The organism is Bacillus cereus group sp. BceL291, from assembly GCF_051776705.1.
Lineage (GTDB): Bacteria > Bacillota > Bacilli > Bacillales > Bacillaceae_G > Bacillus_A > Bacillus_A cereus.
In genome coordinates, this window is the sequence record NZ_JBPWAP010000006.1 from 23,477 (window position 1) to 37,769 (window position 14,293).

The following is a 14,293-nucleotide window of genomic DNA, read 5'->3' on the forward strand; positions in this document are numbered from 1 at the left end:
CAGTTGTATTTTTCCTAAAGTATTGTGTTTCAAAGCTTTGTATTATTACAATCGATAAGAATCCAACTATTTTATAGCAATCGATCAGCTCAAAAAAGAAAAAGTATAACTGTTGGTATGCAACTGAAGTAACGGAAGTACTTGAATAGCATAGTAGAAAAGGATCTTCGCTTTATATAGAGACGAATTTGTTCTATTTTAAACAATTTTTTAGCGGAAAGAAAGATTGATTAAACTTGTAAATTTATGATACGTTATATAGAAATATAACATTTTTAAATATATAGGAAGCGGGTTTGGATGATGAAAAAACTATGTTTAGTCACATTTGTTTTGTTTGTAATACTAATAGTATTCTCTGTTTTTATAGACCATCTAAGAGGATTTATAGGAAATGGGACTAATTATATTAGACTAATTTTATACTGCATTATTAGTCTTTTATTGGACATAATAATAGCTAATTTTCTAGTAAAGACAATCAAATGGATACGTAAAAAAATTTTAAAAAAGAAAACAAAAGAAATGGAGTTATTTGCATGGACAGGGGGGATACAAGATATTGAAGCTGAATTGCAATTAATAATAGGTAATTCTATTGTGTCAAAAGATATTATTGATAATATTGGTATTATTAAAAAACGAATACAACGATATTTTCATAGAGATATAAATAAATTAAAAAGATTTAGAGCATATTTAAATGTAGTGGAAAAAGATAGTACAGTGCTAGTATTTCAAACATTTATATTCGCAATACTATCATCCGCATTTGCTAGTATGGTAGTAACAGGAAAAATTGTTGACGTTACAAAATACCTTCTTCCAAAAATGGATAGTGGACTTTCTCAAGTATTCTATTATGGATCAGGTACTGCTTTAGTATTCTTTATCATTGGTATTATGATTGCATATCTTATGAGTCATACTGATAAAACTAGGGTTAGAATAATACAAGAGGTAATCGATATGTGTATTGACGAACTTGAAAATGAGAAGAAATGTTCTGTTAAAAAGAATTTATAGATTAAATCAATAAAAAGTTCCTATATATTATAGGTGCTTTTTATTTATAAGATTAAATAAAAATATCCATTATTTTCATTAAGTTATATAATTAAAATAACAAAATCAGTAGGAGGATATTAAAAATGGGATTCGGATTTCGGAAGAGTTTTAAAATTGCTCCAGGAGTGCGTGTGAATGTAGGGAAGCGTGGAATTGGTGTAAGTGCAGGAACAAAAGGGTTAAGATATAGTGTTCATTCTAGTGGACGCTCACAAGTGACAGCTGGAATTCCTGGTACTGGAATTTCATATACAAATTCATTATCTTCAGGAAGAAAATATAAAACATCTGCATATCAACGTAGAAATGAATTAGCCCGTCAGCAAAGAGAAATAGAAAAAATGCAGGAACTTGAAAGACACCGTTTAGAAGTAGAGATGTTTGAAAACCGATTACAAATGATTCATTCCATTCATAAAGAATGTGATGAGATAGTGAATTGGGAAGAGATACAGAAAAGACAAGCTCCTTTTAAGCAAGGAACTGTAGGACCAAAAGAAAAAATAGCTAATAATGAACTAGATAACTACAAACCATCCTTCTTTTCAAAAATTTTAAAGCAGGATGAAAAGAAAAAACAAGAGCTTTTAAATAAGATCGAAGAAGCTAAGAAAGAGGATTTAGAAGATTATAAGAGCTGGGAACGCATGGTTCATGTTGCGCAAAAAATTGTTAATAAGGATATTGATACATATTTAGAAGTAATTGAAGAGTTTGCTCCTTTAGATGATTTAACGGAGTTCGGCAGTGGTTTTGAATTTTTTGTGGAAGAATCAAATTTTATAGAGATAGAGTTTGATGTACACACAGAACATGTTGTACCTAAAGATATGAAAGCATTAACAAAGACTGGTAAGGTATCTACAAAGGTTATGCCAAAAGGGAAGTACTTTGATATTGAACAAGATTATGTATGTAGTTGCGTATTACGTATTGCTAGAGATATGTTTGCTTTATTACCAGTAGAATATGTTTATGTCCATGCTTTAAACGAGCAACTTAATACGGCGACAGGATATCAGGAAAAAGGTACCATATTATCTGTAAAGATTGATAAAGCTACGTTAAATTCTCTGCAGTTGGATTCTATTGATTGCTCTGATTCAATGGTTAATTTTGAACATAAGATGAAATTTAAGAAAACAAAAGGCTTTGATTTTGTATCTAAACTAGAAAGATAAGTTGAAAAATATTTATCTGATAGTAAAAGTATCTATAAGGGATACTTTTTTATTTTGTATTTTATTATTCTTTAAAGAGTTGTCCGAATTTATAAATATAGGTGGAGAAATGTTGTGATGCCTTTTACCTAAGTAAATAGATTTGGTCAAATAAATATAGAAAGAACGAAGGTGGGAAACAAATTGGCAAAGTTTGCACTGATATTTGGAATGATACCTATAGCGCTAACTATATGAAGAAAACAAGTAATTCATCGAATTTCTTAATTATTTTCATTACAATATTTTAGAGATACAGTCAAAGCGAGTATTTTTAAAACGATTTTGGATATCTTGTTAATTATTCTTTTAGTTCTTTATATTATAAATAAGTTATTAAGACTTTATGGGGTTTTTAAAGAAGAAAGATGAATAAAGTGTACAAGTTTGAGGATAAAGAGAAATTCCTTTCTTTTTTATATGATGAGGTATTAACGACCTCAGAGGTAATGGCTGTTTTAGGAATTAGTAAAGTGAGAATCAGTACAATGATTAAAGATGGTAAACTTGTGCCATTTAAGAAAATAGAACGAGTGAGCTTATTTCTTTGTGCAGATATTGAAGAGAAGAAGAAAGAATTAGAAATATTACGTGAGAAGTATAGATCATATGATGAGGACTAGACACGTTCTTAAGGATTTTTACTGTATAACTTAATATTTAATTTTATTGATTTTTTTATGTAGTTTTCTTTTATTCTTGTATAGAAGGAGGCTATCATATATGAGAAAAATCCGTAAAGAAATTTGAGCTATTACTCGATTAGTCGTAGTGTTAGCAATTATTACAGTGATTACTGTAATATGTAATACCATAGGAAATATGAAAATGTTAATTGAGATGCTTCAGGAAACAGCAAAATTAGGAATAAGCACAATTATAGGTTTGATTGCAATTTCAATTGCTTGTATGTCTTTTCAAAATTATGAATCTAGAGCAGAAAATAAAAACGTTTATTTGAACTATTTGACACTGATGCTCGTTACATTAATTTTTTTACTCGTAACTTTTTTGTTCCCTTATTTGCCGATAAATTCTAATTTGTATATGTATTATGCAATTTTTATCATTTATTTTCTTTTGGGAATAATTTTGTTAGGTGGATCATTAATAGCTACTTTTGAAGTTATTAAGAAGGCTTTTGATGAGGAATGAGAAGCCAATAATCATTTTCTAGAAATAATTTTTGATTTTTTTATGGAGATACAAAAAGAGATGAAGATAATTCATCTCTTTTATATATTTTTGTTTTCAGTAATACCTAAATGCTTCTTTAATGCATCTTGTAGAACTTGAGAGTAATTTACATTATTAGCTTTTCCTATCTTATCAACCAAATGAGGAATAGTTAATGTTTTCTTTACTGCTTTTGTTTCAATCTCACTATGGAATGTGGGCATCTGTACTTCTATTAAGCCAATAACTTGATTTACTTTAGTTGAGATAGAAGTTGGATTAGATTTGACTACCCCTTGGCAAAACATGTAATGAATTTGATGATAAGAATTATTAAGTAGGATTCTAGGTTATGCTTTGTAAGATTAAATGTTTTGAAACATGCTTTAGTTCTTCAAGTGTAATGTTTATTTTAAACTTAAATATATAATTTTTACTTGTGGGCTCATTATTGAGAAGGTATGTTTAATAAGGATATTAAATGGAAGGAAGTACTTTAAAGTGTTAGTAATTATCTTTATGCTTATTGTAGTAATAATTGTAGTAATCACTTTTCTAAAATTTTTAACTGTTCTTATAGAAAAAAATAAAAAGTTTGCTATAAAAATAGAAAGATTGGGGTATATTTTGTTTGCTGTTTCTTTAGGATGGTCAATAGTTTTTAATATGACAAACGACATGGGAAATGATACCGATATATACATTATTAATGAAAAGTTAGATCTTTTGTGGAGTTTTCATAAATCCGCTGCTGATTATAGCTTTGCTAATCATACAGTTATTGAGGATACACGTTTTATCTTAGCGAAGAAATGGAGTCAAATCGAAACAGGTACGCAACTGTTTAGAAAGCAAGAGGAATTAGTAAAAGATATTAATAGCATTCTCTTTATCCTATCAACCTTATTTATAGCATGTGGGAGGGGGAGTGGAAGTGAGGTTATAAAGGAATACAACAATGAAATAAAACAAAATAATAAATTAAGAATGAGGCATATAAAAAAATCAAGAAATAAAAAGGTATATTTGCCTAAGAGAATTCTAAGGAAGAAATTCAAGTAAAATAATTAATTTAAGAGGGAAAATCATCCCTCTTTTTATTTTGAATTGGGTGGAGTATGTAATTAAAAAGACGAACGCAACATGAGAAGTATAACTGCCCTTTCCCGATTAAAATGATGAAGTAAGAAAGGAGGAAGATAAATCCTTTGTATTAAAAGAGATTAATCCCAGCTTACTAATATAATTATAGGTACGCCTATGTACTGACAGAATAAATACAGAGTCTTTATAAGTGTGGAAAAGTTGTAGTTTCAATAGAAACTACAACTTTTCATTTTTATAGGAAAGGAGAGATGAAGTGAATTAAGATAAAGCTGTTTTAGTAGAGGTGTTTTATTTTAAAATTTGTTTGAGCGAAGGGGATAATTTACTAAATACACTATGTTGTTCATTTCCTGCTTGACTCATACTTGCTTGATAAGATGAAAATCCTTTATACGTTTTTCTTTTCCATTGCCATAAGCCATTACTTTGATCGAATTCACCATAGTAATGATTGTAATCCAGTTTGTTCCCAGTGTTTTTATTAAAACTATTGCTAATAAAAATACGGCTATTACTTGCATAGATTTGGTTATTGGTAATTACATTGTTCCGAGTATCGTAATTTAATTCGATTTGGCCACTCTCTTAATCTTTTGTATCATTTTTATAAATTACATTGTTCGTAATTGTGTTATTTTCTGCATATCCTTGCTGACTATCATATCCACCAATTGCAATGCCACTCATGATATTATTGGATATTGTATTGTCTCTAACAGTAATTTGGCTTGCGCTTTTTCCTGCATGTTCGCTAGCTACTTCAATACCGAGATCATTTTCATAGCTTTGATTTTGCTCAATGATAATTTCCTTTCCGCCATCCACGTAAATACCATCAGCTGAATATTCATTATAACTAGTATTATTGATGGATGAATTGTGATGGACAATGTTATTACGAACAATTCCATTCCGTGCTTGATCTAAAGCAGCTACTGAAGATACGCCTTCATGTCCAATCAGAACAATTCCGATGTTGTTGTTATCATGCACTTTGTTATTGGTAACTTCAAAGGAATCTACATTCCCATTCACAGCAATTGCTTCACTAAGCCCTAATTTCAAATTTGTTACTTCGTTATTATCGATGACAATATGATTTAGATTATTTTGTGCACTAGTTGAAGTACCGTATACAGCAATGCCGTGTGCATTCCCATCCTTTACATTTGCTTCAATGTGTTGGATATAATTATTTCTAATCTCGATATTACTTCCTGTCCCAGTAATATAAATACCAATAGGGGTTTCGCTAACTTTCGTTGATTTTAAATTGCGAAATTCTAATCCTCTTACTTGAATAGAGTTTTTGTCTTCTATTGTAAATAACACATCATCTTCTAACTTGACTTTAGAACCATCTAGAATGACTTTTTCATCTTGGTAATTTTGAAAAGTAATAGGTGCCCCCGAGACTCCAGAATGAGTGACACGAACTTTTTGGTTATAAATCCCGCCTCTTATGTAGATGGTGCTACCTTCTTTTGCGACATTAGCAGCTTTTTGAATAGTAGCAAAAGGTTGATCTAATGTGCCGGGATTGAGGTCGTTTCCTGTTGGAGATACATAGTAATTTGGTCCAGAATTTGCATTGTTATCGAATTGTGCAAAGGTTGGGGCAGGAAGTGAAAGTATTAACATACTGAAAGAAAGTATAAAGATAAAAAGCGAGTTTTTTAATGAGGGAAATATTGTTTGATATTTCATCATGATCCTCCTCCTTTTTATAAGTATTCCTTCTCAACTATATAGTTAAAAATGACGATTTATATCTTGTATTAATAAAAATAATGAATTTATATTCTGGGGAGGATGTGAAAAGTTCGTATTTGATAGTGTTATCGTTCCAAATAAACTGGTTTTTAAAGTTTACATTAAGAGGAAAATCCATCCTGCAGCTATTTTATTTTAGATGAATTGCAGATTCGTATTGAATAAAGTGATTTAAAGATTTTGAATATATGGAAGCGTGAGATACGGAAAACCATATATGAAAAATTAAAAGATCTAATGGTTATTATAAGCGCAGATTTATATAAAGAAGAAGGGATTTATATATTCTCATAACCGTTTTATTACGAATGAAACGGTTTGTAATGGTTTTCATGTAGACTATCCTTTGGTTCTCCAAATATTCTTATCGTTAATAAAGTTACCTTATGTTTCTAAGGAGTATTATTTTTAAAAATAATCATAATCAAATCTATATTTTTTCACAAAATACTCAGTTGTAAGAGCGAATGTAATTTATCTTTGACACCTAGATAAGTCTTCATATTTAAAATGAACGAGTCCTCTATACTAATCCTAATCTTTTGAATATTTTTATCTATATTATAAATTCAACTGAATTAAAGATATCAAAATTCCTTTAGATTCGTTTGATATTCTGTTTGCATTTATTTTAGTTTAAGAAGGAGATTCTACGATGTTTTAAATATAATTGTGGTAAAGGATTTTTGTTTTTTAGTTTATGGGAAATGTTATTTTTAACATAACAGATTTTATTGAAAACGTTTAATTCATTGGGTTTTATTAGCTAATTTTTATTTATTTTTTATAAAGAGATTTCGTTTTTTTAATAAAAGGGTTGCGTTGGTAATTTAAAAAGAGTATAGTGAGTGATATAGAAGAGGGTATACAAAAAGTGGATGAGTAGGAAAAATAATGAAACAAAACGATGGTCAAAAACCTGTTAAACATTTATTCATTAAATTCAATGACGTTAATGAAGGATTTCCTAAGGTTGTTAGTACAATCAGACAACATGAAATTACTGGTTTAAACAATAATGGGGAACTAATTTGGGGGCAATTTACAAGCCGAGATCAAGCAGGTATCTCATTGAAGCACAAGCAAGACATTGAACAACAATTAGCTAACAATATGACCACCAGAGTAATCTTCTATAGCCGTAAAGCTAAATTATTATACGAAGCTGAACTTGTGGGGATATATGATAGAGATTATGCTGGCGCTACTCAACCTGAATTTGTAAAATTAATCCCTGAGTATTATCGACATTTAGCAGGGGTTACTCATATCACAGCTAAAAATCCAATGATAATCTATTCGTATTTTCACATTAAAGGGTTAAGGCCTATTTCACTTAAAAATAATATCGAACATATTTATCATTATGATAAGCAAATACCTATTTTGAGTGTAAAAGGAATGCAGGCTTTACTTTATGTTTCTTTAAATGACCAATATGAAAGTTCAATTACTTCCATAAAAATTACTGATAATGATTTAGTGGTAGAAGGGAAAAAACTTGAGCTAAGTACAGATTCTGATATATCAGCTAATAAAATAATAAAGAGAGGATCATCTATTCGAAATCGATATGGTGTTAAGCGAGATTATGTCGCTGAAGCAGATGTTAAAGGGAGAATAGGTGACGCTGCTGAAGAATTAGTATTAAAATACGAAAAAGAAAGCCTTATCAATATGGGATTTCCATATTTGGCGGAAAAAGTACATCGCATATCCCAAATTGAAGGTGATGGTCTTGGATATGATATTCTATCTTATGAGACTGATGGGAAAGAGAAGTATATTGAAGTAAAAGGTACAATTAATGAAGCGAATATTCCATTTCCTATCTCGAGTAGCGAAGTGCAATTTTCAGAAGGAAAAACTGAGACATTTTATATTTATCGAGTATTTGGGTTGAAAACAGATAGACCACAACTAAAAATTTATCAAGGTAGTATTAGTACAAATTTTAATCTTGAGCCAATCAATTATTTAGCTGAATTGAAATAGTTTATTTGAGATTATTGGTAGCAAAAGAATACAATAATTATTCAGAATACATTGTTTGTAAAAATCTGATATCTGTTTACTTTAAAATAGACATGTTAATACTACTTTAAATTTAATTTTGATTATAAAAAAACATCCTTTCACCTTAATATTAAACTTAACTATTTTAAATTACCTCAATTAGATGCCCTCTTTTTGGGGGAATTGAAATAGTAAATATTTAATTAAACAGAAAGATCTATTAAGAGGTATATTAAAGAATTTTTAATTCTTGGTTTTATTTGTAAGGAAATGTTGAAGGTGTTAAAAAGTATAGAATTCAAGTATTGTATAATACCTATGATAAAATTTTTCTTTAATTTTTTACATAGGGAGTACTCAATAAATATTAAAACACTTTATTAGTGATTCTATGTCTCTAATTATAAGAAACTTAATTTTTGCCCTATTTATTTTATGGAAAAGGAAAGAAGGCATATTTATCATGTGTAAAAGACAGCATAACACGAGAGATTTTAGTCTATCATGTCTCCTCTTCTTTATAAATGGATATCGTCTATCAAACATTAGATAACTTGAAGGAGAGAATAGGAGAAGTCATTCATCCTGAAGCGCTTCTACATTCAGAACAAGGAATTCATTATACACACCCTGAATTTCAGAAACGTGTAAGAGAAATGGGGATCAGACAATCTATGTCGCGTAGGGGCAATTGTTTAGACAATGCACCAGTGGAATCCTTTTTTGGCCATATGAAAGATGAATTAGATTACAAAGAATGTCAAACCTTTGAATCCCTTGAGCGCAACATAAAGGCTTATATGGAGGAGTATAATTATAATCGTTATCAGTGGACCTTAAAAAAGATGGTTCCGATCGAATATCGGAACCATCTTTTAAGTGCTTGATTTTTTAGGTTTTTTTATTAAACTGTCCATTTTACAGGGTACAGTTCAAATATAATGGGTGCTTTTTAAAACAACTTTAATAAATTAATTAAAGTTTGAATGATTTATTTAGAGTGTGGTTAAATTTTTATTGGTAGTGATAAATCCAGCAACTCTTATTAAAAAATGCATCCGTATGAATATAAAAATTATTATCTTTAATTAGTGTATTTTCACTTGTGAAAATATTTTGCTATTAGTTGGAATAGTTGAGGAGTTTCTGCTTCGGCCGCTCTTTTTTTAGCTTCTTCTAAATAAATTTGAGCTAGTAGATATTTATTTCTACTATCATCAATAAAGTCGTAAATGAGCTGTTTCTCCTCGTAACCCCTCAGGTTTATAGGTTTAAATATTGAATTTTCTCCCTTAACAATAGATGCCTTCATTTTTAAATTAAATGCAAAATTTCCTATAGAATCTCTTTGTTCTAAGCTGCCATATCGGTTTATAGCTTCTGTTATGGCTAAATAAAGAATTTCTGGGTCAAGACAATCTTCAATTTCAGTAGGTGTGAACAAACCACTTGGTGTTAATCTCTGAAGTTCAATATTTTGGTTTCTATCAAATTGCATCCTTGCAACTCTTAATTTATTATTCACTTCGCAAGGGATGTTAATAGTCTTTAATATATCATCTGTATCTATTAAACATAATATCTTGCTGTTCAATGCTTTATTTTCATCTTTTTCCGCAAATGGAGTATATAAATAACGGTATAATTTTACGACATTTCCGCAACCACCTACAGCAAATATCTTTAAATTTTTAACCCCTTTTAGATAGTGTTCTAGATATAGTTTATCATCACTACCTTCACATATAATCCAATTTGTTCCATTAGCCCGCATTGAACTTAAAATTGAAGAAGTAAGTTCAAAGTAACTTTTTATTTGAATATCTTCTGGTAATGCCCCTCTCTTTTCGAAGAAATTATTTAAATCATAAGAATTAATTTTAACTCTTTTATCTTCGTTCTTTTCTATATATTGAACATTACCCGTATTTGTTATTGGAAGGGAACCATACCAATGAGTAGTTAATAATAATTGATTCTCATTTGAGAGTTTTTGGAGTCTCTCAAATTGACTGAATGCCCTTGATATATGTAATGAATTTTCAGGTTCGTCAATTGCTAAGATAATACTTTTATTATTCTTACTTTTATTTCCAATTAAAAATGCGGTTGCTACATCTATTAGAGCTATTCTTTGTTCACCAGAACTTAATTCATAAATTTCTTTCCTGTCCTTTTTTAACGTCCTGATTGAAAAATAAGCTTCTAATATTTTTTTTCTAACATCTATAGACGTTAAATTTTTTTTAAAACCACTTTCAACTTTAAATGCATAAGTATTATCGATTTCTCCTATAATGTCATTGATAGAATCCATATATTCATTAAGAGAGTGATTCAGAAAATCTATTACACTAATAGATTTTCTAACTTGTTCAAATTTCTTTTCATTCAGTATTGAATCAATTTGCTCTAGTATATCTGTACTCATCAGTTCTTGCATTTCTTTATTTTCAATTTTTAATATATCACTTGTTGTTGATTCGACAGGAATATATATATATGAATATAGACTCCGTATAATATCTAATAGTTCATGGAAGTTATAGTTCTTAAGTGCATCTGGAATATTCTTCATTATATCCTGTTCAAATGTTGAAAAATAAGGTTTACTTTTATCGTCATAGGTAATTCCAATAAGAAATAAATAGTATTCGTCTTTACTATACCTGTATTTTAATTCGTCTCTATACTGAAAGAAAGTTTTAAATTCCTTTGATTTGAGGTTAGGATTTATAGTTTCATTTGCTTCCCAAAAATACTCACTTAAAAATTCAATAAATTCTTTAGCTTTTTGGTTATCGACAATACTGTTAAGCTTTTCTTTTTCAATTAAAAATAAAGGCGCAACAAACGCTTCATCTCTTTTTCCAGTTTTATTTTTATTCCATGTCTTACCATTAAAAAAGGTATTTAACCCTTCCATGATTGAACTTTTCCCAACGGCATTATTCCCAACAAAAATTGAGTATTGATTTTTATAATCGTTACAAATTGGAATAAAGTATAATCCTTGATATATCTTGTAGTGTCTTAAAAAAATAGCTGAAATTATGATGAACACCTACCTATCTTATTTTTTATATTTTGATTATAGCATTTTTGTGATTTAATAAAATTATTTGTTAGGGTATATCCATAGAAATTAAATATAATTAAGGTGTAAATTTAGAATAAAGTTCGCTAATTTATAATGAAAATTTTAAATTTCTAAACAGTTAAATCCAAGCGTATTTATTTCCTGATTTTCTTATTTAGCAATCAGTTCAGATTGCGGAGGAATTACTATCTTAAAATAATAAAATAAGGATTACCAGCAATGCATAAGGAACATTATAAATTAAAAAATTTAAATGACTAGTAAGTGTAATTTATAAATATTGATAATTGGATTAATAAAATGTTAATATTTTGCTAAGGTTTACTTTTAATATCAAGTATTTTGTGGAGTAAGTATTGAATTAAAAGACTTTTTAGAGTTTAATGTATAATATTGAATTGAAAATATATCATATTATCCTAGTCTTCAAAGGAAGAAAATCCTAAAACTCAGGATAGAAGGACAAGGAACATTTAATACTTGTCAGGTGTATTATAAAAAATAATTAAAAGAGGGGGAGAAGAATGGAATTTTATCGTTGGCAGCCTAGAAGTGAAACTTCATGGGCGTGGAGAGTATTCAAAAAACATAATGATGAGTTTTATAAGATGTATACTACATTTTATAATTCTTATAATTATACATATAAAATGTTAGGGATTAATAATGCGGAGTGGGAGGATCAACCAGAAAAACATTTTAATTTCGAGCATGGCTGGGAAAAGAAAAGATTTACTGATATAAAGGATTGGTCTACATCTTTTAATGGTCTTGAAAATTGGACAAATCTGAATGCTCTGGTAGCTATTTCATCGAATCTTGAAACATATATTGCTACAATTGTGCCCTTAGCATTGGAATCAGATATTGGTGTATTATTTGGAACACCGAGACGAATTGATGGTATTGAAATTATAAAATTCGGAAATGAAAAACCCTCTAATTTTGATAAGCTAGTTGTTGGCTGTACTAAAGGAACGTGGGAGAGTAGGTTGAATACTTATGAAAGACTTTTTGGAACAGTACCGCAATATTTAAGAGATAACATAGGTGAATTAGAAAAAATTCGTAATATTAGAAATGAAGTTGCACATGCATTTGGAAGGGATATTGATGAATCAAGAAAAAATGGTGAGGTCACAACATTGCCAATTAAGAAGTTATCTCGCAGAAATTTTATAAAACTACAAACAGTAACATGGAGAACTGCTAAAGAAATTGATAATCATTTATATAGAGAACATATAGGAGACTATCAATCATTACTATTTTATCATAATATGTATTTGGGCCTAAACCACCAGGTACATCCTAGCCAACGGGCAATGCAATTTAAAAAGAAAATTGGTCAACATGGTGATATTCCGGCATCAAAGAAATATTGTAAAGAATTAGTGGAGTACTACGAAAGTTTATAAAAGAATTAATAATATGCTCACTTTTTTAGGGTGAGTTTAATAGCGGTTTGTGCAATATAAATATGGTTAATCAAACTCAAAAGCTTTTATGCCTTTGAGTTTTGTTATTTCTACAGTATATTTTTTCTTTTAATGAGGGAACCTTCTTTACTGGGTTACTTTTTCAATTGTAGGCATACCAGCAATTGGTGGAAGAGATTTAGTCCATGAAGCTGCATATACGTTTAATTTTTCACCTAATTTGTAGTCTTTTCCATTTGAAGCCGGAACCCTTAAAACTTTATTCTGGGAAAATAACCCCCACCAATTATTTTGATAAGCAAGTGCTTCATCCTTTGTAGAAGTAGCAGCAACTACTAAATAATTGTTATCTACTGAAATAACATATCCAGTAAAAGGATCATGTTCTTGTTTTTGAATAGAATGAATAGGAGTAGAGATTACAGATGACTTACTAGAATCTGCAAAGGCTGGTGTTACTCAAAAAGTAAATCCACCTCCTAATTTTAACATTGTTACGGTTGTTACTACTTTTTTTGTTAAACATTATATATATCCCCCCTTATAAATTATCCCTACACTATCCACGTCCTATATTTCAACATTAAGATTTTTAACAATTAAGTCGCAATAATCCAACAAATACCATATTGTATATTAATGGAAGTTTATTTGTGTTGTGATTCACTAGATAAACTATTATTGTTCTTTTCATCTCTTGATGAATGTATATCCTTTCTTAATTTTAAATATGTTTGATTTTATTGGTGAGAGGGAAGATTAGTATCTATAACTGGAACAAGGTAAGTCTGCTACAGTAGAAATAGGGATTCGCAGTTTCATTTAATTATTCTATTTACACCTTTTAACCTAAATAGACAAGCCAACTTGTTATGGATTTAATTGTCCACATTTTTTACTGATTTTACAAAAGAAATAAAAAAGCTCAAACCATTGATATAATTGAGTTTGAGCTTAACTAAAATATATGTCTCCGGAGAGGATTTAACTCAAGACTTATCCTCTGTCAGTTGTAGGTATTTTTGGTATACTAATCTTCTTTTTGTACTATAAACTCCCAAAATCTTTTTAATTCCTTACGTTTTTGTGGAGGGGCGTTTATAATAGCTTCAAATCACTTTTCTAATTCTGTATTGGTTCCCTTGATATTATCTTTTGTAATGAATCCTATTTCTTTTAATAAAGATTTAGTACTTATATTCAGGGCATTTGATATCTTTTCTATTACTAAGAGTGTTGGTTCTACAGGTTTCCCAGTTCTGGAATCTACGCCTTTTTCATTCTGGTTTTCATAATTTGAGTGCTATAGTCTTAACTTTGTATAACAAACCATATTATTATAAAATATGAAATATAAAATAAAGAAACAATTTATAAGAAAGAATCATGTCAAA

General features: G+C 29.2%; 9 protein-coding genes and 4 pseudogenes. 8 read left to right on the plus strand and 5 right to left on the minus strand.

Annotated features, from left to right (window positions below; genetic code table 11):
• Window positions 1–300 precede the first annotated feature (300 nt).
• The 4 genes from ACS2CR_RS06845 to ACS2CR_RS06860 all read left to right on the plus strand — a co-directional run bounded on the left by ACS2CR_RS06845 (window position 301) and on the right by ACS2CR_RS06860 (window position 3,443).
• On the plus strand, window positions 301–1,026 hold the full coding sequence (locus ACS2CR_RS06845) for a hypothetical protein (RefSeq protein ID WP_086790499.1): 726 nt from the start codon (window positions 301–303) through the stop codon (window positions 1,024–1,026).
• A 125-nt stretch (window positions 1,027–1,151) separates the two neighbouring features.
• Window positions 1,152–2,249 (plus strand): DUF4236 domain-containing protein, encoded by a 1,098-nt coding sequence (locus tag ACS2CR_RS06850; RefSeq protein WP_086790500.1) that lies wholly within the window; start codon window positions 1,152–1,154, stop codon window positions 2,247–2,249.
• Between the two features lie 416 nt (window positions 2,250–2,665).
• Complete coding sequence (locus ACS2CR_RS06855) at window positions 2,666–2,911, plus strand: helix-turn-helix domain-containing protein (protein ID WP_086790512.1); 246 nt, start codon at window positions 2,666–2,668, stop codon at window positions 2,909–2,911.
• 205 nt (window positions 2,912–3,116) lie between these two features.
• Window positions 3,117–3,443, plus strand: coding sequence for a hypothetical protein (locus ACS2CR_RS06860; RefSeq protein ID WP_254905287.1), 327 nt, complete (start codon window positions 3,117–3,119; stop codon window positions 3,441–3,443).
• A gap of 80 nt (window positions 3,444–3,523) precedes the next feature.
• Here the strand turns inward: ACS2CR_RS06860 and ACS2CR_RS06865 are convergent.
• Window positions 3,524–3,748, minus strand: a pseudogene (locus ACS2CR_RS06865) (type II toxin-antitoxin system HicB family antitoxin); the annotation flags it as partial.
• A 217-nt stretch (window positions 3,749–3,965) separates the two neighbouring features.
• Between ACS2CR_RS06865 and ACS2CR_RS06870 the strand changes: the two are divergent.
• Window positions 3,966–4,526, plus strand: coding sequence for a hypothetical protein (locus ACS2CR_RS06870; protein ID WP_086790501.1), 561 nt, complete (start codon window positions 3,966–3,968; stop codon window positions 4,524–4,526).
• A 333-nt stretch (window positions 4,527–4,859) separates the two neighbouring features.
• Here ACS2CR_RS06870 and ACS2CR_RS06875 read toward each other — a convergent pair.
• A pseudogene (locus ACS2CR_RS06875) lies at window positions 4,860–6,278 on the minus strand (right-handed parallel beta-helix repeat-containing protein).
• A gap of 960 nt (window positions 6,279–7,238) precedes the next feature.
• On the opposite strand from ACS2CR_RS06875, the gene ACS2CR_RS06880 reads away from it, so the two are divergent.
• Window positions 7,239–8,339, plus strand: coding sequence for a DUF3883 domain-containing protein (locus ACS2CR_RS06880; RefSeq protein ID WP_153602697.1), 1,101 nt, complete (start codon window positions 7,239–7,241; stop codon window positions 8,337–8,339).
• Between the two features lie 545 nt (window positions 8,340–8,884).
• Window positions 8,885–9,247: an IS3 family transposase gene (locus ACS2CR_RS06885; RefSeq protein WP_153602696.1), complete on the plus strand. Its 363-nt coding sequence runs from the start codon at window positions 8,885–8,887 to the stop codon at window positions 9,245–9,247.
• Window positions 9,248–9,459: 212 nt separating this feature from the next.
• Here the strand turns inward: ACS2CR_RS06885 and ACS2CR_RS06890 are convergent, their stop codons facing one another.
• Complete coding sequence (locus ACS2CR_RS06890) at window positions 9,460–11,424, minus strand: AAA family ATPase (protein WP_153602695.1); 1,965 nt, start codon at window positions 11,422–11,424, stop codon at window positions 9,460–9,462.
• A 560-nt stretch (window positions 11,425–11,984) separates the two neighbouring features.
• Here ACS2CR_RS06890 and ACS2CR_RS06895 point away from each other — a divergent pair.
• Entirely contained in the window at window positions 11,985–12,878 is an 894-nt protein-coding gene (locus ACS2CR_RS06895; protein WP_098518186.1) for a hypothetical protein, read from the plus strand.
• Window positions 12,879–13,025: 147 nt separating this feature from the next.
• Here the strand turns inward: ACS2CR_RS06895 and ACS2CR_RS06900 are convergent.
• Window positions 13,026–13,391 (minus strand): annotated as a pseudogene (locus ACS2CR_RS06900) (DUF3221 domain-containing protein).
• Window positions 13,392–13,929: 538 nt separating this feature from the next.
• A pseudogene (locus tag ACS2CR_RS06905) lies at window positions 13,930–14,193 on the minus strand (helix-turn-helix domain-containing protein); the annotation flags it as partial.
• Between the last annotated feature and the right edge of the window lie 100 nt (window positions 14,194–14,293).

Coding starts and splice junctions, on each gene's coding strand:
- ACS2CR_RS06845 (WP_086790499.1), top strand. CDS start 301: ATGATGAAAAAACTATGTTTAGTCACATTTGTTTTGTTTGTAATACTA.
- ACS2CR_RS06850 (WP_086790500.1), top strand. CDS start 1,152: ATGGGATTCGGATTTCGGAAGAGTTTTAAAATTGCTCCAGGAGTGCGT.
- ACS2CR_RS06860 (WP_254905287.1), top strand. CDS start 3,117: ATGTTAATTGAGATGCTTCAGGAAACAGCAAAATTAGGAATAAGCACA.
- ACS2CR_RS06880 (WP_153602697.1), top strand. CDS start 7,239: ATGAAACAAAACGATGGTCAAAAACCTGTTAAACATTTATTCATTAAA.
- ACS2CR_RS06885 (WP_153602696.1), top strand. CDS start 8,885: ATGGATATCGTCTATCAAACATTAGATAACTTGAAGGAGAGAATAGGA.
- ACS2CR_RS06895 (WP_098518186.1), top strand. CDS start 11,985: ATGGAATTTTATCGTTGGCAGCCTAGAAGTGAAACTTCATGGGCGTGG.